The sequence below is a fragment of the Arthrobacter sp. UC242_113 genome (assembly GCF_044054585.1).
In the GTDB taxonomy this organism is placed as follows: domain Bacteria; phylum Actinomycetota; class Actinomycetes; order Actinomycetales; family Micrococcaceae; genus Arthrobacter.
This window is the reverse complement of the sequence record NZ_CP171968.1, coordinates 1,416,424-1,441,435: the sequence shown is the minus strand read 5'-3', so window position 1 is coordinate 1,441,435 and position 25,012 is coordinate 1,416,424. Positions and strand designations below refer to the sequence as shown.

Annotated in this window: 26 protein-coding genes; 10 read left to right on the top strand and 16 right to left on the bottom strand. The window is 66.6% G+C overall.

The genetic code is table 11. The annotated features are described in order from the left end of the window. Positions 1 to 287 precede the first annotated feature (287 nt). On the top strand, positions 288 to 893 hold the full coding sequence (locus tag ACHMXB_RS06360) for a dihydrofolate reductase family protein (protein WP_395403749.1): 606 nt from the start codon (positions 288 to 290) through the stop codon (positions 891 to 893). Between the two features lie 42 nt (positions 894 to 935). Here the strand turns inward: ACHMXB_RS06360 and ACHMXB_RS06355 are convergent, their stop codons facing one another. The 5 genes from ACHMXB_RS06355 to ACHMXB_RS06335 all read right to left on the bottom strand — a co-directional run bounded on the left by ACHMXB_RS06355 (position 936) and on the right by ACHMXB_RS06335 (position 6,836). Then, a complete protein-coding gene (locus tag ACHMXB_RS06355; protein WP_395403747.1) occupies positions 936 to 1,277 on the bottom strand; it encodes a YciI family protein in 342 nt (113 codons plus the stop codon). A 142-nt stretch (positions 1,278 to 1,419) separates the two neighbouring features. Beyond that, on the bottom strand, positions 1,420 to 2,484 hold the full coding sequence (locus ACHMXB_RS06350; RefSeq protein WP_395403745.1) for a spore photoproduct lyase family protein: 1,065 nt from the start codon (positions 2,482 to 2,484) through the stop codon (positions 1,420 to 1,422). A gap of 108 nt (positions 2,485 to 2,592) precedes the next feature. Next, positions 2,593 to 3,648, bottom strand: a complete 1,056-nt coding sequence (locus ACHMXB_RS06345; protein WP_395405153.1) for a DNA polymerase IV — start codon at positions 3,646 to 3,648, stop codon at positions 2,593 to 2,595. A gap of 104 nt (positions 3,649 to 3,752) precedes the next feature. Continuing rightward, positions 3,753 to 4,310, bottom strand: coding sequence for a hypothetical protein (locus ACHMXB_RS06340; protein ID WP_395403744.1), 558 nt, complete (start codon positions 4,308 to 4,310; stop codon positions 3,753 to 3,755). Positions 4,311 to 4,346: 36 nt separating this feature from the next. Next, positions 4,347 to 6,836 (bottom strand): PEP/pyruvate-binding domain-containing protein, encoded by a 2,490-nt coding sequence (locus ACHMXB_RS06335; RefSeq protein ID WP_395403742.1) that lies wholly within the window; start codon positions 6,834 to 6,836, stop codon positions 4,347 to 4,349. Between the two features lie 417 nt (positions 6,837 to 7,253). Between ACHMXB_RS06335 and ACHMXB_RS06330 the strand changes: the two genes are divergently transcribed. Beyond that, complete coding sequence (locus ACHMXB_RS06330; RefSeq protein ID WP_395403740.1) at positions 7,254 to 7,493, top strand: hypothetical protein; 240 nt, start codon at positions 7,254 to 7,256, stop codon at positions 7,491 to 7,493. A 57-nt stretch (positions 7,494 to 7,550) separates the two neighbouring features. Here the strand turns inward: ACHMXB_RS06330 and ACHMXB_RS06325 are convergent, their stop codons facing one another. Beyond that, positions 7,551 to 8,030 carry a hypothetical protein gene (locus ACHMXB_RS06325; protein ID WP_395403738.1) on the bottom strand — a complete coding sequence of 160 codons (480 nt, stop codon included), beginning with the start codon at positions 8,028 to 8,030 and terminating at the stop codon, positions 7,551 to 7,553. Between the two features lie 128 nt (positions 8,031 to 8,158). On the opposite strand from ACHMXB_RS06325, the gene ACHMXB_RS06320 reads away from it, so the two are divergent. Then, the gene (locus tag ACHMXB_RS06320) at positions 8,159 to 9,409 is read left to right on the top strand and encodes an Nramp family divalent metal transporter (protein WP_395403736.1); all 1,251 of its coding nucleotides are present in this window, start codon (positions 8,159 to 8,161) and stop codon (positions 9,407 to 9,409) included. A 171-nt stretch (positions 9,410 to 9,580) separates the two neighbouring features. Then, a complete protein-coding gene (locus ACHMXB_RS06315) occupies positions 9,581 to 10,411 on the top strand; it encodes an oxidoreductase (protein WP_395403734.1) in 831 nt (276 codons plus the stop codon). 42 nt (positions 10,412 to 10,453) lie between these two features. On the opposite strand, the gene ACHMXB_RS06310 is transcribed toward ACHMXB_RS06315, so the two are convergent. Together ACHMXB_RS06310 and ACHMXB_RS06305 are read right to left on the bottom strand one after the other, a co-directional pair. Next, positions 10,454 to 10,759: a hypothetical protein gene (locus tag ACHMXB_RS06310; RefSeq protein WP_395403732.1), complete on the bottom strand. Its 306-nt coding sequence runs from the start codon at positions 10,757 to 10,759 to the stop codon at positions 10,454 to 10,456. Positions 10,760 to 10,845: 86 nt separating this feature from the next. After that, a complete protein-coding gene (locus ACHMXB_RS06305) occupies positions 10,846 to 11,790 on the bottom strand; it encodes an alpha/beta fold hydrolase (RefSeq protein WP_395403730.1) in 945 nt (314 codons plus the stop codon). A gap of 75 nt (positions 11,791 to 11,865) precedes the next feature. Here ACHMXB_RS06305 and ACHMXB_RS06300 point away from each other — a divergent pair, with 75 nt between their 5' ends. Next, positions 11,866 to 12,495, top strand: coding sequence for a hypothetical protein (locus ACHMXB_RS06300; RefSeq protein ID WP_395403728.1), 630 nt, complete (start codon positions 11,866 to 11,868; stop codon positions 12,493 to 12,495). Beyond that, a complete protein-coding gene (locus ACHMXB_RS06295; protein WP_395403726.1) occupies positions 12,492 to 13,103 on the top strand; it encodes a class I SAM-dependent DNA methyltransferase in 612 nt (203 codons plus the stop codon). The genes ACHMXB_RS06300 and ACHMXB_RS06295 overlap by 4 nt, the downstream gene beginning before the upstream one ends. Before the next feature lie 48 nt (positions 13,104 to 13,151). Here the strand turns inward: ACHMXB_RS06295 and ACHMXB_RS06290 are convergent, their stop codons facing one another. Next, the gene (locus ACHMXB_RS06290; RefSeq protein WP_395403724.1) at positions 13,152 to 14,366 is read right to left on the bottom strand and encodes a thiolase family protein; all 1,215 of its coding nucleotides are present in this window, start codon (positions 14,364 to 14,366) and stop codon (positions 13,152 to 13,154) included. A gap of 1 nt (position 14,367) precedes the next feature. Next, entirely contained in the window at positions 14,368 to 15,789 is a 1,422-nt protein-coding gene (locus ACHMXB_RS06285; protein ID WP_395403722.1) for a class I adenylate-forming enzyme family protein, read from the bottom strand. A 60-nt stretch (positions 15,790 to 15,849) separates the two neighbouring features. On the opposite strand from ACHMXB_RS06285, the gene ACHMXB_RS06280 reads away from it, so the two are divergent. After that, positions 15,850 to 16,746, top strand: coding sequence for a neutral zinc metallopeptidase (locus tag ACHMXB_RS06280; RefSeq protein WP_395403720.1), 897 nt, complete (start codon positions 15,850 to 15,852; stop codon positions 16,744 to 16,746). A 141-nt stretch (positions 16,747 to 16,887) separates the two neighbouring features. On the opposite strand, the gene ACHMXB_RS06275 is transcribed toward ACHMXB_RS06280, so the two are convergent. From ACHMXB_RS06275 to ACHMXB_RS06250, 6 genes are all read right to left on the bottom strand, one after another. Continuing rightward, positions 16,888 to 17,220: a metal-sulfur cluster assembly factor gene (locus ACHMXB_RS06275; protein WP_102973549.1), complete on the bottom strand. Its 333-nt coding sequence runs from the start codon at positions 17,218 to 17,220 to the stop codon at positions 16,888 to 16,890. A 16-nt stretch (positions 17,221 to 17,236) separates the two neighbouring features. Beyond that, positions 17,237 to 18,025, bottom strand: a complete 789-nt coding sequence (gene sufC, locus ACHMXB_RS06270; RefSeq protein WP_395403718.1) for a Fe-S cluster assembly ATPase SufC — start codon at positions 18,023 to 18,025, stop codon at positions 17,237 to 17,239. Between the two features lie 108 nt (positions 18,026 to 18,133). Further along, positions 18,134 to 18,493: a non-heme iron oxygenase ferredoxin subunit gene (locus ACHMXB_RS06265; protein WP_395403716.1), complete on the bottom strand. Its 360-nt coding sequence runs from the start codon at positions 18,491 to 18,493 to the stop codon at positions 18,134 to 18,136. A gap of 57 nt (positions 18,494 to 18,550) precedes the next feature. Further along, entirely contained in the window at positions 18,551 to 19,792 is a 1,242-nt protein-coding gene (gene sufD, locus ACHMXB_RS06260; RefSeq protein ID WP_395403714.1) for a Fe-S cluster assembly protein SufD, read from the bottom strand. Further along, positions 19,793 to 21,256, bottom strand: a complete 1,464-nt coding sequence (gene sufB / locus ACHMXB_RS06255; protein WP_236803307.1) for a Fe-S cluster assembly protein SufB — start codon at positions 21,254 to 21,256, stop codon at positions 19,793 to 19,795. Beyond that, positions 21,256 to 22,110, bottom strand: a complete 855-nt coding sequence (locus ACHMXB_RS06250) for a helix-turn-helix transcriptional regulator (RefSeq protein WP_395403712.1) — start codon at positions 22,108 to 22,110, stop codon at positions 21,256 to 21,258. Before ACHMXB_RS06250 ends, sufB begins: the two co-directional genes overlap by 1 nt. Before the next feature lie 129 nt (positions 22,111 to 22,239). On the opposite strand from ACHMXB_RS06250, the gene ACHMXB_RS06245 reads away from it, so the two are divergent. From ACHMXB_RS06245 to ACHMXB_RS06235, 3 genes are read left to right on the top strand one after another with little or no spacing between them, the layout of a single operon-like run. Beyond that, the gene (locus ACHMXB_RS06245; protein WP_395403710.1) at positions 22,240 to 23,208 is read left to right on the top strand and encodes an ABC transporter ATP-binding protein; all 969 of its coding nucleotides are present in this window, start codon (positions 22,240 to 22,242) and stop codon (positions 23,206 to 23,208) included. Next, on the top strand, positions 23,205 to 23,963 hold the full coding sequence (locus ACHMXB_RS06240) for an ABC transporter permease (protein WP_395403708.1): 759 nt from the start codon (positions 23,205 to 23,207) through the stop codon (positions 23,961 to 23,963). The genes ACHMXB_RS06245 and ACHMXB_RS06240 overlap by 4 nt, the downstream gene beginning before the upstream one ends. A 7-nt stretch (positions 23,964 to 23,970) precedes the next feature. Next, a complete protein-coding gene (locus tag ACHMXB_RS06235) occupies positions 23,971 to 24,915 on the top strand; it encodes a heme A synthase (protein ID WP_395403706.1) in 945 nt (314 codons plus the stop codon). Positions 24,916 to 25,012: the final 97 nt, after the last annotated feature.

Here is a 25,012-nt window from a genome sequence, read left to right as displayed (position 1 = left end):
GATATTTGCGCAGGCACCCTCTGCTGAAGCCAGAGTCTTTATCATCGTGCGAACGGATCAGGGCACTTTCGGGTGCGATCTAATGGGCGGACCCTAGGCAAACAGCAGCAGTGAGGTCATCCCAAAGTTCGGACCGCCGTCGGCCAGCAGCTCGGCCCGCGCATTTGGAGGGAGAACATCGGCGACCAGCCGCTGAAGGCGGTCCGCGAGGGTGCCATCACGTGCTAGGATCCCCAGAATCGCCACACACGATCGCGTGCAAGTCGCAATCATTCAGGAGGTTCGCGGTGCCGGACACCACCTGCCACATGTCGATCTCGCTTGACGGCTTCGTCGCCGGGCCGGACCAGAGCCGCGAACACCCCCTAGGCAAGCGGGGGCGGGAGCTGCACGGCTGGCACATCGGCGACCCGCGAGCCAACGACGCCGACAAGGTCGCGAACGGGTGGCTCATGCGCCCGCGCGGCGCGTATGTGATGGGCCGAAACATGTTCGGCCCGATCCGCGGGGACTGGGATGAGGAATGGACCGGGTGGTGGGGCCCCGAACCGCCGTACCACGCACCGGTGTTCGTGCTCACCCATCACGAACACGACCCGATCCAGATGGACGGCGGGACCACCTTCCACTTCGTCACCGAGGGCTTCGACGCTGCTTACTCGGCAGCGTGCCAGGCCGCCGGGGACAACGGCGTGGACATCGCCGGCGGCGCCTCGACCGTCCGCCAGGCACTGATCGCCGGCGTCATCGACGAGCTCACCCTGGACATCGCACCGGTCCTGCTCGGTTCGGGCGAGCGCATCTTCGACGGGGTTGAATCCTTCGGCTTCGAACCAGCCGAGGTGCTCCACTCACCGCTGGCCACCCACATCCGCTACCGCCGCGTCAGCTAGCTCCACAGGCGCTGCCAGCCCCCTGCGCACAGGACGCGGGACCTAGCTGGCGGGGTCGTAGTGGAAAGCGCGCACCTCCTGCGCGCAGCGGCAGGCGACCGCTATCTTCGCGGCCCACTGCAACGCCGCATCATACGAGGGCAGCTCCAGCACCGCGTAGCCGCCTTCGAGCTGCGTCGTCTGCGGGTAGGTGCCCTCGCTCACGGTCCCATCGCCGGCGACCATGACAGGCGGGATGCTCTCATCGATGCCGCCGCCGAACACCCAGACGCCGGCGTCCTTCGCCTCCTGGACGACCGCGTGCGACGCATTCGAGACGGCCTGGAGATCTTCGTCCTCGAGGACCATGGCGGCACTCGGAAACGAGATCAGATACTTGGTCATCGCGTCGGCTCCTTTTTCGCAGCATGGGGTGTCGCACTCATCCTCGGCGATGCCGTCGTGTCGCGCAATAATCCCGGCTTATCCGCAGATGCCTGACGGCGCCGCAACGGCGGCGTAACGAGGCCGTCAGCAAACTGGACCCTCAAAAGGCGTAGCGGATGCGGCAATAAGGTGCGATCTTCTCAATAAGCGCGGTCAGTTGCCGCACGTAGCCCGCCTTGGCTCTTGAACGGTAGCGAACGTTAGCGAAGCCATTGGACGAGACCTTCGATTCCTGCAGGTCCGGACGCCACAGCACGTTCTCCGCCTGCGGATGCCACCCCAAGTTGACCTCGTGGAGCCCCTCGTTGTGGGTCAGGAAGATGACCTCTGCCGCGAGCTGGGCCTTCGCCGCGTCTGACAAGGTGGCATCGAGTTGGCGCAGCAGCTGCTCCCAATCGCTGAGCCAGGTGTCCGTAATGATGACAGGCGAGAAGTTCACGTGCACCTCGTAGCCTGCATCCACGAACTGGTTGATTGCAGCCATGCGTTCCGCAACCGGCGATGTCCTGACATCAACCGACTTTGCTAAATCCGCGGGCATGAGGGAAAAGCGGATCCTCGTGTGACCGCCGTGGTCCCAGCCGAGCAATGCCGGGTTCACGTACTTGGTGGCGAAGGACAGCTTGGCGGTCGGCAGGTCGCGGAAGAGCGTGACGAGGTCCTCCACGTTGTCGCTGATCAGCGCGTCGACGGAGCAATCGCTATTTTCACCGATGTCGTAGACCCAGAGTTCCGGGTCGCACTGGTTGGGCTCCAGCTTCAGGCCCTGGCGCGTGGCATGACGTTCAAGCGCCCCGGCGATCTGGTCGATGTTCGCGAATACAGTTACCGGGTTGCTGTATCCCTTGTGCCGGGGCACGTAGCAGTAGGCGCACGCCATGGCGCAGCCGTTCGCGGTGGAGGGCGCGATGAAGTCCGCAGACCGGCCGTTCGGCTTGACGGTCAGCGCCTTCTTAACGCCCAGGACCAGCGCCTCCGTCTTGATCCGGGACCAGCGCGGCACGTTCGTTTCGTCACCGTGCACCTCCGGGATGTTCCAGTGGTTGTCGACAAGCACGACGTGGGCGTCCGGCCAGCGTTCGACGATCTCCCGGCCCCTGGGCAGCTTCAGTGCAGCACTTTGCGCATAGATGCGCCGGATCTGCAGCAGCCGGTTGAATTCCATGGTCCCATTCTCCCAAGGCGCCGCAGATGCCGTTGGCCGTTAAGCCCACGGCGTCTGTTACTTCCGCAAAGCAATTCATCCCCGCTGGCAAGGGCGGGAACGACGGCGTCACCAACCTCCGCGTGTTGGCGTATGTCCCTTTCGGGCATCGTCGGGCATGGCCATTTCGGCCCGCAGGCCCAGGAGCCGGATGGGTCGGCCCGCTTCGATTGAGGCTACGAGGTCCAGAACCCTCGCGAGGATTTCGCTCCGGTCGAATGTCTCGGGGATCTTCTTGGCGTGGGTAGTGGTGGAGAACGGCGCGTACCGGACCTTGAGCGTGAGCCCAATAACGGGCCGTCCTTCGGCCACAACGTCCTCCAGAACGCGCGCCGTCAGCTCCCGCACGGCGTCGTCCACCTGGGCGGGCTCAGTCAGGTCTCGCTGGAAGGTGGTCTCCCGGCTATGCCCGCGGGCAACCCACGGCGTGTCGTCCACAACGCTGGCGCCGTCCCCGCGTCCGAGCTCCGCATACCAGGGGCCCATCTTTGGCCCGAACTCCGGAACCAGGTCCTGAGGGTCGGCCGCGGCGAGCTCGGCGACTGTGTTGATGCCGAGTTTGGCCAGCCGGCCCGACACTTTGCTTCCGACGCCCCACAGGTCCTTGGTGGGCCGGGTGCCCATGACGTCGAGCCAGTTCCCGGACGTGAGACGGAAGACGCCGGCCGGCTTGCCGAAACCGGTGGCGACCTTGGCGCGGACCAGAGTGTCGCCAATGCCCACGCTGCAATGCAGCTGCGTTCGCTCGAGGACAGCGGCCTGCACCTGCCGGGCGTAGGCTTCCGGATTTTCTGTCTCAGTGCCTACAAAGGCTTCGTCCCAGCCCAGCACCTGCACGGTGGCGCCGGGCTGCGAGCGCAGGGTAGCCATCACCGTGTCAGACGCCGCGAGGTAAGCCTCCTGGTCGACGGGGAGAATCACCGCGTCCGGCACTTTCCGGGCCGCTATGCGCAAGGGCATTCCGGATCCCACGCCGAACGCCCTGGCCTCATAGGATGCGGTGGACACCACAGCCCGTTCCGTGGGGTCGCCCCGGCCGCCGACGATGATCGGCTTGCCCGCAAGCTCCGGCCGCCGGAGCACTTCGACCGCCGCGATGAACTGGTCGAGATCGACGTGCAGCACCCACCGGATTCCGCTCACGCCACCAGTGTGCACTAAACATCCCTGGCAAGCACCACCGCCGCAGGCCGCAGCGACCCAGGAACAACGCCGAAGGAACAGCGCAGCTAAAGCTCACCGCGGACCGCGCGAAGCTGTGCACGGCGGCCCTGCAAATAGGGCTCAATGTCCGAAACGCGATGCAGTGACAGTGCGCTTGCGTCCAGTCCCGTCGTCCCTTCCAGCACCAGGCCGTTGCCGTCATGCTGGCCCGCGGCCCACCAACGGCCGGCGTCCCGCCATACGGCGAACGACTCCTCCGCGCCGTCGACCGGGATCGACACTTCCTCGCTCCGCTCCGCAGTGATCACCTGTAATCGGCGTGACAAGTCCTCTCCGCTGACTGGAGGACGGTCGGCCATCAGTCGGCGGTGGGCAATGGTCAGCCTCGGATCCTGACTGGTGGTGGTGACCTGGACCATGGGGCCCGTGTCTCTAGAGCCGAAAACAACGCCCACTGCGGTGGGCGGGCTACTGCCCAGATCCCACTCGCCTATTGCAATTGGCCCGGTCCACTCGCCGAGCCCGTAGCAGGGCAACCCGCCGAAGGACCCGCGGACGAGTTCCTCCATGCGCCCGTACTCATCCCAGAATTCGTCCGGCGAAAGCCACCCCGTCACTTTCATAGCGAAAGTATGACAGCGCGGCCCCACTACCGGCCCCTATTCGTCCGCACCGGCCGGCAAGACAGTACCCGCACTCCCGTCCACAACGACGCGCTGCCCCTCCGCCAGGATGCCCGTGCCGCTGCCGGTCCCCATGACAGCAGGGATTCCGTACTCCCTCGCCACTATCGCCGCGTGGGAGCCGAGCCCTCCCATGTCGACGACGACGGCGGCCGCTCGCTGGAAGAGCGGCGTCCAGGAGGGATTGGTGTACGGGCAGACGAGTACGTCCCCGCTGCGCAGCCGGCCGAACTCCTCCGGTCCCCTGATGATCCGCACCGGCCCCTCGGCGCGGCCACGGCTGGCCGGCGTGCCGGAGACCAGAACGCCGGCGGCACGACGGCGGTTCCTGAACAGCAGCGCGGTGTCCAGCAGCGCAATCCCCTCGAGTTCGCGGCGCTTGGCCGCCCTGGCTTGCACGAGCGGCCGGCAACGCTGCCGGACGGAAGGTGGCAGCGCGCCGCCGTCGTCCGTTATTGCCTCCAGTTCCTCGAACCGCAGGTGGTAGACGTCCCTGACGTCGTCAATCACGCCAGCGGCAACGAGGCGCCGGCCAAGCTCCCGGTACGCGCGGCGCATGGGCGGGATGACCTTGGTGGCGTAGAAGTGGCTGTCCTCGCGGAACGCCATGCCCGCCCTGGCATCATCGACGGCGGCCAGCACCTGCCGCCGGACCGGCCCGAAGCGAAGGAGCGGATGGCGCTTCAGCGCCGCGAGCGCCGCGCCGGTCTGGTCGGCCGCGCGGGGCCGCTGGCCCAGCAGTGCTTTGACCAGCCCCAGCACCAGCTCGGGGGCATCGGACCAGGTGGGTGAACTGCTCAGCACCACGCTGACGGTTTCACGGTTCCCGTACTCGCGCAGGAACCCGGCGAGCGCCTCGCGGAAGGGAGCGTGCGCGGGGGCCTGCTGCACAAGCTGCAGCAAGGCGGGCGCGTCGGAGGATGCAAAGGCGCCGGCCAGCCCGGGATCCGCACGGACCATCGCGGCCAGCTGCTCCAGGGCCCGGTTCGCCCGGCTGGTCATGGTTTCTGCACCCGCGATCAGGGCGGACGCGAGCTTCAAACGCCCCAGTAGCACCAGCATCAGGCGCAGCCGAAGCATGGGCAGGAAAATGCCGGGCAGGTAGGAGCTGCGCAGCTCTGCAATGCCCTGCATGGTGGCGAAGCACTCCCGCGCAACGCCCACTACCTCTGACCAGCGCATGGGTTCCGAGTCCCGCCCGTCCAGCCGCTCCACCTGCTCGAGGAAGGTGATGAACCGGTGATCGCTCCTCCAGTCGGCCATATTGAACTGCCTCGCGCGGCGGGCAAGGGTCAGCGGTGCGGCCAGGGTGCGGACCGTGAGGCGCGGGACCGGCGGCACCAGCTGGACCACCACCCCGTCCTCCTCCGGCAACAGGTCCTCGACCTTTGGGAACCGCACTCCCACGCTTCCGGCCATCCGGTGCAGCATCGCCAGGATCCCCTGCTCCATCCAGCCGGACACGTCCAGCGGGTAGGGCCGCTCCTGAAACATTTCGACGAAGAACGGCCCCACCCGCCGCTGGACAGCGTTGAGCCGGAGCGGCCGGGGCGGCAGTGCCGTCATGGGCCGCGACTGCAGGACATGGATCCGGCCGCCGGCCAGTGCCCATTCGATATCCTGCGGCCGGCCGAAGTGCTCCTCCGCCCTGCGGGCCAGGTCAGCGAGCTCCCGCAACTGGTCATTAGCCAAGGAAGGAGCCGCGCTGTGGCTGCCGGCCTGCTCCCTTGTCCCGCCGCCTGCTACCGGGCTGATCACCACCTCACCGCCGCCGGGAACGAAGCTGCGGATTTTCCCCGTGCGGTCCAGCAGATACCGCTCCGGCGTCACCCTCCCCGAGACCACGGCCTCCCCCAAACCCGGGCTGGCGTCCACAACGATCTCACCGCGCTCGCCCGTGACCGGGTTCGCCGAGAACATGACGCCCGCTGCGTCGGCCGGCACCATCTGTTGAACGACGACGGCGATAGCCACCTCCCGGGGGTCGGTCCCCTGCCGCCGCCGGTAGGCAATGGCCCGGTCGGTCCAGAGAGACGCCCAGCAGCCGGCGACCGCATTGGCCACCGCCTCCTCGCCGACGACGTTCAGGAAGGTGTCCTGCTGGCCCGCGAACGCCGCCCCGGGCAGGTCCTCCGCGGTGGCGCTGGAACGGACCGCCACGGCACCGCCGCCGAGAGCCCTATACGCCTCAACGATTTCCGCCCGCAACGCTGCGGGCATGCCAAAGCGGGCGAACAGCGCGCGGAGGGCGCCGCCGTCGGGCATGTTTTGATCCATGCCATCCATGGCCGCTCCCAGGCCCGTCTCGGCAAGGAGCAAACGGTAGGCGTCTGTGGTGACTACGAAGCCCGGGGGCACCGGAAACCCGTACCGCAGCAGCTCACCGAGGGCGGCTCCCTTCCCGCCGGCGGCCGCAATGTCTCCGCTGCCGAAATCAGCGAGGGGGCCGGTTGTCCTTCGTTTCATCCGAGGCTCCTCGTGGTGGGGTCGCTGTGTATGTAGCGGACGGACGCCGCGTGGCCGCCCGGGCGTGTAAAAAGTACTCCTCCGCCGCGTCCAGCGCATAGTGTTTGAGCACAAAGGGCCTCAGCCGCCGGTTGCGCGACGTTACGGGAGCCTCTTGACCCCTCCCGGCATCCGGACCACACTCGTTACTGATCACCAATTTAGGAATTCGTGAATTCCTGTCGACACCTCACCCAGCGCCGTGGCCGGAGCCGGAGAGCGCGGAGTTGACGGGCCAGCGCCGTGATTGGGGGCCGGTGGGCATGAGTACGTAGGCTGTGCGCGCGTGGTGGTTTCTGCACGTTCTGCGGCGCCGTGAGGCCTCAATCCGGCGGCCGCTGTCAATTAATGTAGGGTCTCAAATCCGAGGAGCACCTCATGGGCCAAAGGCCGATTGTTCAGTGGTGGAATGAGCTTGATGAGGCCACAAAGAAGTGGCTCGTCGAAAACCCCGGCTGCGTTGTACTTCCGCGGACCGTGGCAAACGTGGTGTACCAGGTCTCGGGCGGCCATGTGGCCCAGGACCAGCACGGCGAACTCCAGCTTTCAGAGGCGGAGCAGTCCTTCATCAGGGCGAAGAGCAAAGCCTCCGAGATCTCGGCCGGCAAACACGCGTGAATCCATAATTTACTCATAATCAGGCAGCGCAAGCGGCAGTGGACCGTCGCCGGAACGCTACCGGCGGATGGTCAGAGGCTGCGCGGGCAAAACACACGATGCCCGCTGCAACTGACCGACGGCGGCGCCCGCCACCCGGTTGTTTCGTCCGGTGTCGTCGCACCAGTCAATGTTGTACGGGACTGCCGTGACCGTTGACTGGCCCGCAGCAGTGCCTGCGGGGACGACGAAACTGTAAGAAAAGCCGCCGCCGTCGTTCATTGCGGATGTAGAGTTGACCACTTTCGCCCCGGAGGAATCGGTGACGCTGATCTGAATCCGGGCGTTCGCACCATAGCGGGGGTTGCAATCGGCGTCCGGTGCTGTGACGATCACCGGCTCGCCCGGCCTGACTTCCGAAGGTTTCACCGAATAGGGCGGCGGAAAGCAGGGCGGTTCCCCGGCCGAGGAGGGAGCGCAGCCCGCAGCGGCACTCATCACCATTGCGCCGGCCCACGCAATAGCCGCAAGTCTCCAGCACTTGGGGTAGGAAGCCACACCGCCATTATGGCCCCCAGTCTGCTGCACACCACAAGCCGCAGCTCGGCAGGCCTAAGAGCTACTTTTCGGTATACCTAAATTTCGGTATCCTCGTCTTATCGGTACCCCAATGACGAGGATGGATGATGGCTGTTTCGACCCTTTCAGAGCGCACCGCACCGGGCCGGGTGTGGTCGCGCCTGCTGTTGCTGGGTCCGGCGTTCGTGGCGGCCATCGCCTATGTCGACCCGGGCAACGTGGCAGCGAACCTGACCGCCGGCGCGAGCTACGGCTACCTGCTGGTGTGGGTGCTGGTGGCGGCCAATGCCATGGCTGTACTGGTGCAGTACCAGTCTGCCAAGCTGGGCCTGGCCACCGGCATGAGCCTTCCCGAGATTCTGGGCAAGCGCCTGGGGACCCGCCGCCGGCGTGCGTACTGGGCGCAGGCGGAGATCGTGGCCGGAGCAACCGACATGGCCGAGGTGATCGGCGGTGCCGTCGCCCTGAACCTGCTGTTCGGACTTCCGCTTTTGGCCGGCGGGATCATCATCGGACTCGCGTCGATGCTGCTGCTGTCGCTGCAGTCGAACCGGAGCCAAAAGTCGTTTGAAGTGGCCATTCTCATCCTGCTCGGCGTGATAGCCGTCGGGTTTGTGTCCGGGCTGTTCGTCAATCCGCCGGACGCCGGCAGCGCACTGACCGGTCTGGTGCCGCGCTTCGAAGGAACGGACACCATCCTCCTGGCAGCGAGCATGCTCGGTGCCACGGTGATGCCGCACGCCATTTACCTGCATTCCGCCCTAGCCCGGGACCGGCACGGCTTCTCCGAGAACCCCGCAGTGAGGACGCGCCTGATCCGGGCCACCCGGTTCGACGTGGCCGGCGCCCTGTTGCTGGCTGGCGTGGTCAATATTGCCATGCTGCTGCTGGCAGCCTCCAGCCTGCGCGGCGTGGAAGGGACGGACACCATCGCCGGCGCGCACGCCGCGGTGACGTCGGCACTGGGCCCGGCAATCGGCGTCGTGTTCGCCATCGGCCTGCTCGCCTCGGGCCTGGCGTCGACTTCGGTGGGCTGCTATGCCGGCGCGACCATCATGGGAGGCCTGCTGAAGGTCCGCATACCTCTGCTCACCCGGCGCGTGATCACGCTGATTCCGGCATTGATAATCCTCGGCGCCGGAATCGAACCGACGCTGGCCCTGGTTCTGAGCCAGGTGCTCCTCAGCTTCGGCATCCCGTTCGCCTTGATTCCGCTGATCCGGCTCACCGGCAAGCGCGAGGTCATGGGCATCCACACCGATTCCACCCCACTGAAAATCGCGGGCTGGACCAGCGCCACGCTCATCGTCGGCCTGAACTGCGTGCTCATTGCCCTCACCGCGCTGGGCGTGTCCTGACGGCCGCGGCCGGCGGGTAGATCCACCGGTTCGGAGGCCCAACAGTAGGGCACGCCGCCCCGCCGCGGGAGGCACTGCCGTTACCTGTAGCACCAGCCACTCCCATGCCTGCCCGAAGTACGGTTTTCTGGACACATGACCCACCCGGGTAACCAACGGAAGGCAAATCCCATGACCACATGGCTCATCACAGGCTGCTCCACCGGACTCGGCAGGGCCCTCGCCCAGACCGTGCTCGCCCACGGCCACAACGCCGTCGTCACTGCACGGAACGTCAACGCGGTGAAGGATATCGCGGCCGATTTCCCCCACACCGCGCTGGCCCTCCCCCTCGACGTCACCGACAAGAAACAGATCAGCTCGGCCGTGCAGCAGGCGCAGGCCCGGTTCGGCGGCATCGACGTCCTCGTCAATAACGCCGGCTACGGCTACCGAGCCGCCGTGGAGGAAGCGGACGACGCCGACGTCCGCCAGCTGTTCGACACGAACCTTTTCGGTGCGGTGGACATGATCAAAGCCGTCCTGCCGGACATGCGCGTCAAACGGGCCGGGGCGATCCTGAACATCTCCTCCATCGGGGCGCGCATCTCGCCTGCCGGCTCCGGCTATTACTCCGCCACCAAGGCGGCGCTGGAGGGCCTGTCGGGTTCTCTGCACAAGGAACTCCGGCCGCTCGGCATCAGCGTTACGGCCATCGAACCCGGCGCGTTCCGCACCGACTTCGCCGGCCGCTCACTCACGCAGTCGGCGACGGCGATCCCGGACTATGCGGAGACGGCCGGCAAGCGCCGCAAGGAGAATGACACCGTCCACGGAACCCAGCCCGGCGACCCCGGCAAGGCAGCCGAGGCGATCATCGCCGTCGTCGAAAGCCCGAACCCGCCGTCGCTGCTGGTCCTCGGCCAGGACGCCTACGGTGCGTTTGCCGCCGTCGCCGACGCGCAGCGCGCGGAACTGGACCAGTGGCGCGAGCTGAGCCTCAGTACGGGCATCGACGAATAGGAACCGGCACGAGCTGACGGCCCGTCGCGGGCAACCGGCCGGCTACTCGGATTCGAAGCCGAGGCGGTCGCGGACAAGCTTGGCGACGACGGCGGCGTGCTGTTTATTGTCCGCGCGGGGATCCGATCTCAGCGTCGCCAGATATGCGACGTACGCGGCAGTCCGGGTGTCATATGCCGCGGCGCGCGTTTCGAGCGCGAGGGCAAGGGTGGCATGGGCCTGGGCCAGTCTGGTCTGCAGTTCGGCGTCGACATCGGCGCCTGAGAGGGCCTGCTCTGCTGCGGAGAGAAGGGACCGTGCGACGTCGGCGTGCTCGTTCGCGGCACGCTGGCCAAGGTCGGGCTGCATTGGCTCTGCCTCTCTCTAGCTCGCGACGGGCGGACGCGAGATGTGCAGTAAGCCTAGATCACAATGTCTCTTCCTGTTGCGCACCTTCAGTCCGTTCGGGACAGACCGGCTGAAATTTCTTCAACGCCCTCGACAAGCGCGGCCATGGATTCAGGGCCTCCATGCCCTTCGTTCTCGATGACGATGAGACGGCTGTCCTCCCAGCGCTGATGAACTTTCCAGGGCGTGATGACGGGCCCGCTAATGTCTCTCCGGCCGTGAATGAGGTAGCCGGGAATTCCGTTGAGTTGGTGGACCCTCTCCATAATGGCCTGCCCTCCAGTGAGGAAGCCGTCATGGGACCAGTAGTGGGTGACGAGAATGGCGAAGGTCATGCGCTTACGGTCGTCGTCGAACATCGCGCCGGGCCGCCACAGCGGATCCAGCGAGATGTGCGTCGACTCCCAACGGTCCCACGCCAAGGCTGCCGCGGCGGCGTCGTCCCGGTCCTGGCCCGCGAGGCGGCGGGCATACGCTTCCACCACCCGCTCCCCTGGCCGGCACCCGGCCGCGCGCGAGAACTCCTCCCATGCTTCCGGGAAGATCCGCCCGACGCCCTCTGTGATCCACTGAAGCTCGTCATGGCTCGACGTGGTGACCGCCACCAGGGCGAGCCCGTGCACACGGTCCCGGTGCTCAAGGGCATATGCCAGGGCGAGCGTGCTACCCCACGACGCCCCTGTCACAATCCACTTGCCTATGCCAAGATGCTTGCGCACGGCTTCGATGTCCTCGATCAAGGTTTGGGTGGTGTTTCCAGACAACGAGCTCAGGTCATCCTGAACCGTGGGCGAGCTTCTGCCGCAGCCGCGCTGATGCAACCCGACGGTCCGGAATTTTGAAGCGTCGTGGCGGGTCCGATAACCCTGGCCGGGAGCAGCGCCGGGGCCGCCGTGGAGGTACAGCACGGGAATCCCCGCGGGGTTCCCTGACGTCTCCCAGTAGATTTCTGCCCCGCTAACTCTTACCCGTCCTTCATTCGCCCCAGTCATGCAGCAAACGGTACGAGACGGGCTCCGGCAAGGGTAGGGTCGGGGCAAGCGTCAGTTTGGGAATTGGGGGAACCGATGGGGCTTGACGGTCATAGCGTCGCCAAGGCGGAGGACGGCCGGGCCGTAACGCACCGTGCTCCGTCGGCCCGCGCAGTCGCTGCGGCCGTGTGGCTACTCGCCGCCGGCATGCTCTCGTGGATGCTGGTGGGTGGAGCTACCAAAGCCGCCGGAGAGGCAGCGCCCTGGCTGATCCTGCTGTCCTGGTTCGTGTATGTTGCCCAGTGGCGGCCATGCCTGCGCGTTGACGGCTGCGGGTTCGAAGTGATCAACGGTTGGCGCGATCACCGGATACCCTTCGGGGCGGTGGAAGACATCGAGGTTCGGTTCACCACGGTCATCTGGGCGGCCGGCAAGAAGTATGTCAGTTGGGGCGCCCCCACGCCGCCTACCGCGCTTGGAGCAGGGTTCCAGCATCTGAGCGACTTGAAGAGCCGTCCCTACAGCATCCTCCCGAGCAATGAGCGGATCAGCCAGCCTGAAGCGAAAACCGGACGTGACGCCGTCGTGGCCGCCTGGCATCGTGCCCGCTCCGGCGGAATCACTCCCGGGGTCCGCGATGGCCAGAATGGAGTCACGTCAACGTGGAACAAACCTGTGATCGCCGTCGGAGTTTTTGCAGTTTTTGTGGTGGTCATTGCACGATGACGGACATTATGGTTCAGCACGCGTACGCCGCCCGCGCGGCGGAGTACACGGCGCTGTTTGGGTCGACTGAAACAGCCCATCAGCAGGATCAGCGGCTTATCGCCGGTTGGGCTAATTCCCTGAGCGGTCCGGTCATCGACGCCGGATGCGGTCCGGGGCACTGGACGGCCTTCCTCACGAACCACGGTGTAGACGTTGAGGGCATCGATCTGGTTCCTATCTTCATTGAAGAGGCGCGACGGCGGTTTCCCTCCGCAGTCTTTCGAGTGGCAACACTCCGGGCGTGGGGAGTTCCGGCCGGATGGCTGGACGGCATCCTCGCGTGGTATTCGCTAATCCATTTCGAGCCGGCTGAATTGCCTCTCATTCTTGGTGAGTTTGCCCGTTGCATGAAGCCGGGAGGCAGCATTCTTCTCGGATTCTTCGATGGTCCCGCCGGCGTACCGTTCCCGCACGCGGTTACGACCGGGTACTACTGGTCGGAGGACGCAATGAGTCAGCACCTCGTCGCTGCAGGCTTCGATGTCCAGGAAGTCCACGTCCGCGCTGAACCGGAAACCCGGCCGCACGCGGCAATAATCGCCGTCCGGACCAAAAGCCAGGGATAGAAGGACTGTGCCCACCAGCGGATTCGCTCCGCGGTTCGCCCGCCAGACCTACAGCCGAAAGTAGCGGAACAGCGCCGCGGTGCCCATGCCGCCGGCGATGCTGATCATGGCCAGGGCGAGCTTCCCGTGGGCAGGCGAGGCCGGTGCCTGCCGTGCCTGCGCCATCAGCCTCGTGACCAGCACGGCCCCGGACGCCCCGTAGGCGTGGCCCAAAGCCAGGGCCCCGCCGTCGGCGTTGGCCCGGACGGAGTCAATTCCGAGGTGGTCCAGGCAGGCGAGGGTCTGCGAGGCGAACGCCTCGTTGAACTCCACGAGGTCCACGTCCGCGGCATCAACGGATTTCGCCGCCAGCAGGCGTGAGGCGGCAGCCGCGGCACCGATCCCCAGCAGCGTCGGCTCCACCCCGGCGGTCTCCGTGCCGAGCACAGCCAGGGCATCGGCAGCGCCCAGTTCCCGGGCCCTGGCCAGCGAGGTGATGACGACGGCGGCCGCCCCGTCCGCGTCGAAGCACGAGTTTCCGGCGGTGACAGTGCCGGATTCAACGAAAGCCGCTGGGAAGCGTGCCATCAGGGCTTCGCTGAGCTTGGGTCGGGGACCGTCGTCGGCCGTGACAGGTTCCGGTTCCAGCGCGGTCCCTGGGGTACCCGGCAGAGGGACAGTCTCCCGGACAAACGTGCCGCCGGTACCCGCGGCCACCGCCCTGCGGTGGCTGCGCAGCGCAAACTCGTCCTGCCGGGCGCGGCTGATGCCGTACTCCCGGGCCACGTTCTCGGCCGCGACGCCCATGTCCGGATCCCCGTGGCCGTGCGGCGCGAACTGGGCGCGGCTGAAGAAGGCGGGTTCGCCGTCGCGGTTCCGGTGTGCGCGCAGCGGCGCGGTGCTGATGCTTTCGACGCCGCCCGCGAGGTAGGTGCCGCCGCCTGCCGCGACGAGGCGCGATGCCAGGACGATGGCGTCGAGGCCGGAGCCGCACTGACGGTCGACGGTGAGCCCGGGGACCGTGACGGGGAGGCCGGCTTCGAGGGCAGCCAGCCGCGCGACGTTGCCGCCCGCGCCCACGGCGTTGCCGATGACGACGTCCGCCACCTCGCCCGCGTCCACACCCGTTTCGGCGAGCAGCGCCGTGAGGACCGGGGCCAGGAGCTCGTGGGAGCGCAGATGCTTCAGGGCACCGTTGGCCCGGCACACGGGTGTGCGCAGCGCGGCGATGATCACCGGCTGCCGGTCGGCGGGCAGTTCGAACTGCACGCTCCCGGACCCCACGCTAGACAAGGTGCCGGACCCGGCTGTCACGGGCCGCAATCCAGTCGAGCAGCAGCCGCCGGCTCACCTTTCCGCGGTCCGTGACCGGAAGCTCATCCAGGGCGTAGTACTGCAGCGGCCGCTTGTCCTTGGCCAGGACGTCCTCGAGGCCGGTCTTGAGCTGGGTTGCGGTGACCCCGCCGTGTGATGGAACGATGCCGGCCACCACGCGCTGGCCCCGGAGGTCGTCATCCATGCCGGCGGCGATGGCCGAGGCCACCCCGGGGACGGAGGACAGCGCCAGCTCCACCTCGTGCGGATAGACGTTCTTGCCTGCGGTGATGATCATGTCGGCGCGCCGGCCGAGGATGTGCAGTACACCGTCCGACAAGTACCCCTGGTCCCCCACCGTGAACCAGCCGTCGAAGCAGCGAAGGGCCTGGCCGTCGTCGCCCCACAGGTAGCCGTTGCTGACCATGCCGCTTTGGACGCTGATGTTGCCGGCGGCCCCGTCGGGGAGCTCGTTTCCTGAGTCGTCCAGGATCCGCACCTCGACGCCCGGGAACGGCCGGCCGATCGCGGTACTTCCGGCAGCGAACGGCTCGCCTGCGGCCAGGCCGGCGCCGGAGACGAAACTGAGCTCCGACGCACCGTAGTACTCGAAGATGGTGGCGTGCGGGGCCCACCGGCGGGCCGCCTCCAGCGTGCGGGCATCCAGCTTCGAGCCCGCACAGATGATGGTCCGGACGCCCGACGCGTCCACGCAGCCCAGCAGCCCGCGTTCACTGAGGAGCCGCAGCATGGTGGGCACCAGCACCAGCCGGGTGATGCCGTCGTGGATAATGGCGGCATGGACGTCGCCGACGTCGAAAGATTCCAGCGTGTGGAACTCAGAGCCGGCGTAGAGGCACTCGGCCAGGGCATACAGGTTGAGGCTGGCGGCCAGCGGGCCTGGCGCGAGCGTTTTGTCCTGCTGGCTGAGCCCGAAGAACTCCGTGGAGGCCTCGAAGGACTGCTGCCAGGAGCGGCGTGAGCGGGTGAACGCCTTGGGCACGGACGTGGTGCCGGAGGTCAGGCCGATGAGGAACGAGGACGCCGGGTCCCCGTCCGCAAGCTCAGTGCCGGCGCTGCCTGGCACTGCATCAACCCCGCTGCCGTTAACACCACTGCCCAGCCGCTGGACAATCTCATCCTGCAGCGCTTCCGGCCAGGTGGGGTCCAGGACCGCGCACTCACGGTCACCTGCAACGGCGGCCGCGAAGTCCACGGCAAACCGGGTGGAATTGGGCTGGGCGAGGACCGTGACAGGCGCTGTACTGGAGGCTGCGGCGGACTGCGCACCGTCGCGCAGTTCGGCCCAGCTGAGACGTTTTCCGGCCACGACGACGGCGGTGTCGTCGGGGCGTTCATCGGCCCAACGCTGAAGGTTGTTGAGAAAAGGCATCGGACCAACTTTACCGGCCCGAACCCGCCACCGCCCTGCGGTGAAGACTATTGTGACAACATGAGCTTCAATGACGGGGTCGAGCTGGACCCATCACAAGTGGAAGACCGGCGCGGCGGTGGAGTTGGCCGCGGCACGAAAATCGGCGGAGGCATCGGGGGCGGGGTCGTCCTCCTCCTCGCTGCCCTCTTCGGCATCAATCCGCAGCTGCTCGGGGGGCTCCTGGGCACTGGCCAGGAACAGCCCGCCCAGAGCACGGGAACACCCCTCACCCAGTGCCAGCTGGGTTCCGACGCAGACAAGGACCTCGACTGCCGTATTGCCGGGACCGTGAACAGCCTCAACACGTTCTGGCCGGCCTATCTCGCCGACTACAACGTGAAATACCCGCGGCCGAAGGCTGTGCTGTTCGAAGGCGCCACGCGGACCGGCTGCGGCACGGCCACCTCCGAGGTGGGCCCCTTCTACTGCCCGGCAGACACCACCGCGTACTTCGATCCGGGGTTCTTCCAAGACCTCGTGACCCGTTTTGGCTCATCGGGCGGCCCGCTGGCCCAGGAATATGTGGTGGCCCATGAGGTCGGCCACCACATCCAGAACATCCTCGGCGACCTGGACAAGGCGCAGCAGGATCCGCAGGGCGCGGAGTCCGGCGCCGTCCGGGTGGAGCTGCAGGCCGACTGCTACGCAGGGCTCTGGACCCGGTACGCCACCACGCAGAAGCAACCGAAGACCGGCAAGCCGTTCCTGGAGCCGCTGAAGCAGCAGGACCTGAACGACGCGCTCTCGGCTGCCTCCGCCGTCGGCGACGACAGGATCCAGAAAGCGGCCACGGGACGCGTCTCGCCGGAGGGCTGGACGCACGGATCCAGCGCGCAGCGGCAGAAGTGGTTCTACCAGGGTTACAAGACCGGTGACATCAACCAGTGCGACACGTTCAGCGCCGCGACGCTCTAGTTTCATCATCGACTGCTCTGTAAGTGCCCTTTTGAACGGTCAAAAGGGCCGGTGTGGAGCAATCGATGGGTAGGTGGGGAACGACGACGGCCGGTCACCTTCGTGAAGAAGGCGACCGGCCGTCGTCGTACTTTATGCGGATTAGATGTTGAAGCCGAGGGCCCGCATCTGGTCCTTGCCGTCGTCGGTGATCCGCTCGGGACCCCATGGCGGCATCCATACCCAGTTCAGGCGCCAGTCATCCACTACGCCGTCGAGCGCCTTTCCGACCTGCTCTTCGAGCACGTCGGTCAGCGGGCAGGCCGCCGTGGTGAGGGTCATGTCGATCAGCAGTGCGCCGTCGTCCTCCGAGTACTTGAGGCCGTAGAGCAGGCCCAAGTCCACGATGTTAACCCCGAGCTCGGGGTCGATGACGTCCTTGAGTGCCTCTTCGACATCCTCCAGCCCGGTGCGGGCTGCGTCGATTTCGGTCATGTTCAGTCAGTCCTAACTAGGCCTGGACCGCAGCGGCAGCCGTGGCAGCACCGGCGGCACCGGCGTAGCGGTCGTAGCCTTCTTCTTCCAGGCGGTCGGCCAGTTCCGGGCCGCCCTCTTCCACAACCTGGCCGTTCACGAAGACGTGGACGAAGTCAGGCTTGATGTAGCGCAGGATGCGGGTGTAGTGCGTGATGAGCAGCGTGCCCATGTTGCCCGTGGCGTGTGCGCGGTTGACGCCTTCGGAGACGACCTTGAGGGCGTCAACGTCCAGGCCGGAGTCGGTCTCGTCGAGGACGGCGAACTTCGGCTTGAAGAGTTCCAGCTGCAGGATCTCCACGCGCTTCTTCTCACCGCCGGAGAAGCCTTCGTTGACGTTGCGCTGGGCGAAGTCGGCGTCGATGCGCAGCTGCTGCATGGCGGCCTTGACGTCCTTGGTCCAGGTGCGCAGTGCCGGGGCTTCGCCGTCGATGGCGGTCTTGGCGGTCCGCAGGAAGTTGGTCATGGTGACACCGGGAACCTCCACCGGGTACTGCATGGCGAGGAAAACGCCGGCGCGGGCGCGCTCGTCAACGCTCATGGCCAGCACGTCTTCGCCGTCCAGCGTGATGGTGCCGCCGGTGACGTTGTAACGGGGGTGGCCGGCGATGGTGGAGGCCAGGGTGGACTTGCCGGAGCCGTTGGGGCCCATGATGGCGTGGGTCTCACCGGTGCGGATGGTCAGGCTGACGCCCTTCAGGATCTCTTTGGTGCCCTGCTCGGTGTCGATGCTGACGTGCAGGTCCTTGATCTCAAGAGTAGACATGTGTCTTGTTCTCCTCTGCACCTGCCGTTCTGTTGGCGGTGCGGTCTTTGGTCTGGAAGTTGTTAAGTTCTGGTACAGGCCCGGCCGGGCTTCAGGCCGGGTGCCGGATTAGCTGAAGTTCGGCGTTTCGGCGCCGTTCAGGACGTTGCTGGTGTCCACATAGACGTCGTCTCCGTGGATCTCCACCGCGAACACCGGAACGGGGTCGTAGGCCGGCAGCTGCAGGGGCTCGCCGGAGCGCAGGTCGAACTGGGAGCCGTGGCCCCAGCACTCGATGGCGCAACCTTCCACCTCGCCCTCGGAGAGCGAGATGTCGGCGTGCGAGCACGTGTCTCCGATGGCGTGGATTTCTCCCATGGAGTCCTTAACGATCGCGACGGGGAAGTCGTCGATCAGGATCCGAAGGGCCTGCTTGGGCTGGATCTCGTTTGCTTTGCAGACGAGTTCGCCCTTTGGCTGTTCAGTCATCCGTTGTCCTGTGCTGTCGTTTCCGGCCGGTTGGGCCGAACCTGTGAATCCGGGCGTTTAGTTCTCGTTGGCGGCGAGCTCGCGCTCGACTTCCTCGGTCAGGCGCTCTTCGAGGGCCGGAACCTTGATCTGCTGGATGATCTCGTTGAGGAAGCCCCGCACGACGAGCCGCCGGGCCACGTCTTCGGGAATGCCGCGTGCCATCAGGTAGAACAGGTGCTCGTCGTCGAAACGTCCGGTGGAGCTGGCGTGGCCGGCACCCTCGATGAGGCCCGTCTCGATTTCGAGGTTGGGCACGGAGTCCGCGCGGCAGCCGTCGGTGAGCACCAGGTTCTGGTTCTTCTCGTACGAGTCGGTGCCCAGGGCCTGCTTCTGGATCAGCACGTCGCCCACCCAGACGGTGTGCGCGTTCTTGCCCTGCAGGGCGCCCTTGTAGAGCACGTTGGACTTGCAGTTGGCCACGTTGTGGTCAACGAAGGACCGGTGCTCCAGGTGCTGGCCGGCGTCGGCGAAGTAGAGGCCCAGCAGCTCGGCCTCGGCGCCCTCACCGGAGAAGCGGACGTTGGAGTTCAGGCGCACCACGGAACCGCCGAGGGAGACGGCGATGTGCTTGTAGACGGCGTCCTTGCCAACCTGGGCGTCGTGCTGGCCCAGGTGCCGTGCGTCGTCTTCCCAGAGCTGCACGGAAATCACGGTGAGGTGCGCGCCGTCGCCGACGATCACTTCCAGGTTTCCGTTGTGGTCCGCGGCGCCCGTGTGTTCCACGATGACGACGCTGTGGGAGTTGGCGCCGGCTTCCAGCACGAAGTGTGCGTTGGAGCGGCGGCCTGCGCCCGCGCCGTCGACCAGGATGCGCACCGGCTCAGCCGGTTCGGCGTTGGCCGGGATGAGCACGTGCAGGGCCTCGTCGGTGTTGGCGGAGGCGACGACGGCGGCCCGGTCGGCCGGGGTCAGGACGGTGCCGCGCGGGGCGGCGCCCTGTGCCAGGCTGCCGCGGACGTAGCCTTCGGGGGCTTCCACGGTGTAAGAGGCCGCGGCCTCGTCCGTCGCTGCGTCAGAGAACAGGTTGGCCAGTCCGCGGACCGGGGTGAAGCGCCATTCCTCTTCGCGGCCGGTGGGCAGCGCGAAGTCGGCGACGTCGAAGCTCGTAAGCCGCTCGGCGCGCGAGGACATGACGGTGACGCCGTGGTTGTGGCTGTGGTCCACCTTGGCGGAGACCAGCCCCTCGCCTTCCTCGGTGAAGCCTGCGATGGAAGGCGCTCCGATGCGGGCCTTTTCAGTAGTAATTTCGGCAGTCATTTAACCGACGGATCCTTCCATCTGGAGTTCAATGAGGCGGTTCAGCTCGAGGGCGTATTCCATCGGCAGCTCGCGGGCGATCGGCTCGATGAAGCCGCGCACGATCATGGCCATGGCTTCGTCTTCGCGCATGCCGCGGGACATGAGGTAGAAGAGCTGCTCCTCGGAAACGCGCGAGACGGTTGCCTCGTGCCCCAGCTGCACGTCATCCTCGCGGATGTCGATGTACGGGTAGGTGTCCGAGCGGCTGATAGTGTCCACCAGCAGCGCGTCGCAGCGCACCGTGTTTGCGGAGTGCTTGGCACCCTCGCGGATCTGGACCAGGCCACGGTAGGCCGCGCGTCCGCCGCCGCGGGCAACGGACTTGGAGATGATGGAGCTCTTGGTGTTCGGTGCGATGTGCACCATCTTGGAGCCGGTGTCCTGGTGCTGGCCCTCGCCTGCGAACGCGATGGACAGGGTCTCGCCCTTGGCGTGCTCGCCCGTGAGGTAGACGGCCGGGTACTTCATGGTGACCTTGGAGCCGATGTTGCCATCGATCCACTCCATGGTGCCGCCCTCTTCGCAGATGGCGCGCTTGGTCACGAGGTTGTACACGTTGTTGGACCAGTTCTGGATGGTGGTGTAGCGGACGCGGGCGCCCTTCTTGACCACGATCTCGACGACGGCCGAGTGCAGCGAGTCCGAGGTGTAGATCGGCGCGGTGCAGCCTTCGATGTAGTGGACGTAGGAGTCCTCGTCGGCAATGATCAGCGTGCGCTCGAACTGGCCCATGTTTTCCGTGTTGATGCGGAAGTAGGCCTGCAGCGGGATGTCAACGTGCACGCCCTTGGGCACGTACACGAAGGAGCCGCCGGACCAAACAGCCGTGTTCAGCGAGGCGAACTTGTTGTCGCCCACCGGGATGATGGTGCCGAAGTACTCCTGGAAGATCTCCGGGTGCTCGCGCAGCGCGGTGTCCGTGTCCAGGAAGATGACGCCCTGGGCTTCGAGGTCCTCGCGGATCTGGTGGTACACGACCTCGGACTCGTACTGGGCGGCAACGCCTGAGACCAGGCGGCTGCGCTCAGCTTCCGGAATGCCGAGCTTCTCGTACGTGTTGCGGATGTCCTCGGGCAGGTCCTCCCAGGAAGCGGCCTGCTTCTCGGTGGAACGCACGAAGTACTTGATGTTGTCGAAGTCGATGCCGGAGAGGTCCGCGCCCCAGGTGGGCATGGGCTTCCGGTCGAAGTACTTCAGACCCTTGAGGCGCAGGTCCAGCATCCATTCCGGCTCGCTCTTCTTGGCCGAGATGTCGCGGACCACGTCCTCGTTGAGGCCGCGGCGGGCGTTAGCACCGACGTCGTTCTTGTCGGCCCAGCCGTACTCGTAGGTGCCAATGCCGTGAAGCTCGGGATTCTTTTCCAGAATCTCGGCAATAACTCCAGGCTCGGCAACCTTCTTCTCTGATAGTTGGTCCGTCATCACGGCCTTTCTTGCAGATGGTTGGATACTTCGTCCAGGCTCTCCGGTGCGTGACCGGCGGCCGGGGCCACCGTCACGGCCGGACGGCCTGTAGGTATATGGGTGGTGCAGACGTGTCCCCCGCGGGCGAGGGTGGAAAGCCTGCGGACATCGACGCCGACGAGGCGCGAAAACATTTCCGTTTCCGCATCGCAGAAGACGGGGAACTGGGTGGCCAGCTGCTGGATCGGGCAGTGGCCCTGGCACAGCTGCACGCTGGACAGCGCCGCCGGCAGCGGAGCCTTGGCTTCAATGGATGCAGTGGAAGCGACGAAGCCGTCCCGGGACAGGGCGGCTGACAGGGCCTGCGCACGGGCGCTGATGTCCGTTCCGGCGGCTTCCACCTCGGGGGCGTAGCGGCGTTCCATCTCCGCGAAACGCTCGACGGCGAACTGGCGGACGGCTTCGTCCCCTGCCATCATGCCGAGCTGCTTGAGTGCCAAGGTGGCAATGTTCAGGTAATCGTCGCCCAGTGAGGACTGGCCCTGGGAGCTGAGGACGTAGCGGCGGGCGGGGCGGCCGGCGCCGGCGCCTGCGCGGGCCACGCGCTTGACCTCGATCACGCCGGCCCGGGACAGGTGGTCCAGGTGGCGGCGGACGGCGGCCGGCGTGAAACCGAGCAGGTCACCCAGTTCGGCTGCGCTGACCGGCCCGTGTTCCAGGACGGCGCTGAGGACACGGTCACGCGTGCGCTCGTCGGCGTCGGCCGCTGCCGGCACGGACGCCAGGGCAGCAGGCTTTCCACCGCGGAGCACACCTGCAGGCGCGCCCTGCCCGGCCAATGGCGCGGCAGTGGTGTTGGTCATGGAATACACAACACAATCATGTCGTAATTTATTGCGGCGTTCCAGTAAGGCAAGGCTGACCTGCGCCCGGAGCCACGGCGGTTCAGCGGCAGTACACCGGCTCACCAGTCACAGTACTACTTCACGTAGAATGCTGGGGTGCGATCCCCCAAATCCCCCGTCTTGACCATCGACGGGCTCATCAAGGACGTCGGTCCGCTCCCCACCCTCGATGGCAAGATGCTCAGGGTGGTGAGCGACGTCTCACTCGTTGCCGGCCGCGGCGAGGTCACGGCGCTGCTCGGAGCCAACGGTGCCGGCAAGACTACCACCATCGAATGCGCCCAGGGACTTCAGAAACGCACGGGCGGAACCATTACGCTGCTCGGCGCCGATCCCGGCACCGCGGGAGCGGAACTGCGCGCCCGCGTCGGCGTCATGCTCCAGGACGGCGGCCTCCCGCCGTCGGCCCGCCCCATTCCCCTGCTCCGGCACATTGCCGGCATGTACCGCAATCCCAGGCCGCTGGATGAACTGGTGCAGCGGCTGGGCATCGACACCTTCGCCAGGACCAATGTCCGCCGGCTGTCCGGCGGACAGAAACAGCGGCTCGCTCTCGCCGCCGCCCTGATCGGCAACCCGGAGGTCCTGTTCCTGGACGAACCCAGCGCCGGGCTGGACCCGCAGTCCCGCCAGCTCGTCTTCGAACTGATCGCGGAACTCCGGGACGGCGGGATGGGGATCATCCTCACCACCCACCTCATGGATGACGCGCAGCGGCTGGCCGATTACGTGTACATCATCGACGCCGGCAGGAATGTTGCGGAGGGCACCGTTGCCCAGCTGCTGCAGCACAACATGCCGGAGACGCCCCACCGGGACCACGTCCGGACACTGCACTTCGAGGCACTGCCGGGGCTGGACTTCACCGGCGTTCTGGCGGCCGAGATCGAGATCCGCGAGACGCGTTCCGGCAGTTACACGGCCACCGGCGCGCTGACCCCGGAGGACCTCGCAGCGCTGACCGCATGGTGGGCCCACCACAGCATCATGCCGGGCTCGCTGAGCATGGAGGCCCGGAGTCTCGAAGACGTATTCCTTGACATTTCCGGAAGGGAAATCCGATGACGACAGCCACGGGCAGCGCTCCCGCTCCCTTGCTCCGCCGGATCCTGCTGCAGGGCAAATACGAGGCCGCGACCATGCTCCGGAACGGCGAGCAGTTGATCCTCGCGGTGGTCCTGCCCCTTCTTGCCCTGATCGGCCTAACGGTCACCCCACTGCTCGACGGCATGGGGGACAGCCGGGTCAATGTCGCGGTCCCTGGCATCCTCGCGCTGTGTGCCATGTCCACGGCGTTTACAGGGCAGGGCATTGCCACGGGCTTCGACCGCAGGTACGGCGTGCTGCGGTTCCTGTCCACCACGCCGCTGGGACGGGCCGGCCTGATCGCCGGGAAGATCCTTGCGGTCCTGGCCGTCCTGGTGATCCAGGTGGTCATCGTCGCCACCGTCGCCTTTCCGCTCGGATGGCGCCCCGATCCGTTGGGTGTGCTGCCCGGCCTTTTCCTGCTGGTGCTGGGCGCGGCCGCGTTCACCGCACTGGGGCTGCTGGTGGCGGGCACTGTCCGGCCCGAGGCCACGCTGGCCATCACCAACCTGCTGTGGATCCTGCTGGGCGCCCTGGGCGGCATCGTCATCCCCATGCAGCGGCTGCCGGAACTTGCCCAGAACACCGTTCACCTGCTGCCGTCCGGATCCCTCGGCGAAGGGCTGCGGGACGCTTTCCTGCACGGGGCCGTCAACGGCAACGCCGTCCTTGTCCTGCTGATGTGGACGGTTCTCGCCGGCGCAGCAGCCATCCGCTGGTTCAAATGGAATTGAGAATAAAGTGAGCACGGCTTCGCGCCTCCCCCAGTTCGTCGGCCGCCTGGCATCCAAGCTTCCGGTCACCGTCGATTCGACCGTCCGCCGCCTCGCCGTGCTGTCCCTGATCGGACAGACGGTCCTGGTGGTCACCGGCGGCGCCGTCCGGCTGACCGCCTCGGGCCTGGGCTGCCCCACCTGGCCCAGGTGCACGAACAACTCCCTGGTGAATACCCCCGAGATGGGCATCCACGGCTTCATCGAGTTCGGGAACCGGCTCCTGACGTTTGCCCTGGCCGCCGTCGCGGCGCTCATGCTCGTCTACTTGTGGAACCTGCGCAAGGAGCGCAAGGACCTGTTCCTGCTGGCCCTGGGCCTGCTGGCGAGCATCCCGGCGCAGGCCATCATCGGCGGCATCACCGTGCTGACCCAGCTCAACCCGTGGGTGGTCGGGCTGCATTTCCTGGTGTCCATGGCCCTCGTGGTTTTTGCCACCCTGCTGGTCAACCGGGCGTATGGCAGGACGGGCGGGTCCCGGACCCATCCGCTCGCAGCCCTGCCGGGGGTCCTGCGGCCGGTGATGACCGCCGTCGCGCTTTTCTCCGCGATCGCCGTCATGCTGGGCGTGGTGGTGACCGGCGCCGGACCGCACGCGGGTGACGCCAATGCGCCCCGCAACAACCTGGACTGGGACCTCTTCTCGCACATCCATGCCGTGCCCGCCTACCTGGTCACCGCCGGCACACTGCTCGCCGTGTACTTCGTGTTCCGCCGCGGTATCGCGGGAACGTTCCGGATGGCCGTGCTGATGCTCCTCGGCGTCACCGTCCTGCAGGCCGTCATCGGCTTCACCCAGTACTACAACGGCATTCCCGCGCTTCTCGTGGGAGCGCACATGCTGGGTGCGGCCCTGCTGATGAGCGCAGCCACTAACGCCGCCGACATCGCCCGCTCCAGCCCAATCAGGTAGCTCTTCCCCGGACGCTTCCTCAGGTCCAGTCGCCTCTCGGGAGACGCTTCCTCACGTCCCGTCGCCTCTCGGGAGGCGCTTCCTCACGTCCCGTCGC

Bases quoted from the DNA above. Each gene is read 5' to 3' on its own strand.
- ACHMXB_RS06355 (WP_395403747.1), bottom strand. From the start codon at position 1,277: ATGACCAAGTATCTGATCTCGTTTCCGAGTGCCGCCATGGTCCTCGAG.
- ACHMXB_RS06350 (WP_395403745.1), bottom strand. From the start codon at position 2,484: ATGGAATTCAACCGGCTGCTGCAGATCCGGCGCATCTATGCGCAAAGT.
- ACHMXB_RS06340 (WP_395403744.1), bottom strand. From the start codon at position 4,310: ATGAAAGTGACGGGGTGGCTTTCGCCGGACGAATTCTGGGATGAGTAC.
- ACHMXB_RS06335 (WP_395403742.1), bottom strand. From the start codon at position 6,836: ATGAAACGAAGGACAACCGGCCCCCTCGCTGATTTCGGCAGCGGAGAC.
- ACHMXB_RS06330 (WP_395403740.1), top strand. From the start codon at position 7,254: ATGGGCCAAAGGCCGATTGTTCAGTGGTGGAATGAGCTTGATGAGGCC.
- ACHMXB_RS06320 (WP_395403736.1), top strand. From the start codon at position 8,159: ATGGCTGTTTCGACCCTTTCAGAGCGCACCGCACCGGGCCGGGTGTGG.
- ACHMXB_RS06315 (WP_395403734.1), top strand. From the start codon at position 9,581: ATGACCACATGGCTCATCACAGGCTGCTCCACCGGACTCGGCAGGGCC.
- ACHMXB_RS06310 (WP_395403732.1), bottom strand. From the start codon at position 10,759: ATGCAGCCCGACCTTGGCCAGCGTGCCGCGAACGAGCACGCCGACGTC.
- ACHMXB_RS06305 (WP_395403730.1), bottom strand. From the start codon at position 11,790: ATGACTGGGGCGAATGAAGGACGGGTAAGAGTTAGCGGGGCAGAAATC.
- ACHMXB_RS06300 (WP_395403728.1), top strand. From the start codon at position 11,866: ATGGGGCTTGACGGTCATAGCGTCGCCAAGGCGGAGGACGGCCGGGCC.
- ACHMXB_RS06295 (WP_395403726.1), top strand. From the start codon at position 12,492: ATGACGGACATTATGGTTCAGCACGCGTACGCCGCCCGCGCGGCGGAG.
- ACHMXB_RS06285 (WP_395403722.1), bottom strand. From the start codon at position 15,789: ATGCCTTTTCTCAACAACCTTCAGCGTTGGGCCGATGAACGCCCCGAC.
- ACHMXB_RS06280 (WP_395403720.1), top strand. From the start codon at position 15,850: ATGAGCTTCAATGACGGGGTCGAGCTGGACCCATCACAAGTGGAAGAC.
- ACHMXB_RS06275 (WP_102973549.1), bottom strand. From the start codon at position 17,220: ATGACCGAAATCGACGCAGCCCGCACCGGGCTGGAGGATGTCGAAGAG.
- sufC (WP_395403718.1), bottom strand. From the start codon at position 18,025: ATGTCTACTCTTGAGATCAAGGACCTGCACGTCAGCATCGACACCGAG.
- ACHMXB_RS06265 (WP_395403716.1), bottom strand. From the start codon at position 18,493: ATGACTGAACAGCCAAAGGGCGAACTCGTCTGCAAAGCAAACGAGATC.
- sufD (WP_395403714.1), bottom strand. From the start codon at position 19,792: ATGACTGCCGAAATTACTACTGAAAAGGCCCGCATCGGAGCGCCTTCC.
- sufB (WP_236803307.1), bottom strand. From the start codon at position 21,256: ATGACGGACCAACTATCAGAGAAGAAGGTTGCCGAGCCTGGAGTTATT.
- ACHMXB_RS06240 (WP_395403708.1), top strand. From the start codon at position 23,205: ATGACGACAGCCACGGGCAGCGCTCCCGCTCCCTTGCTCCGCCGGATC.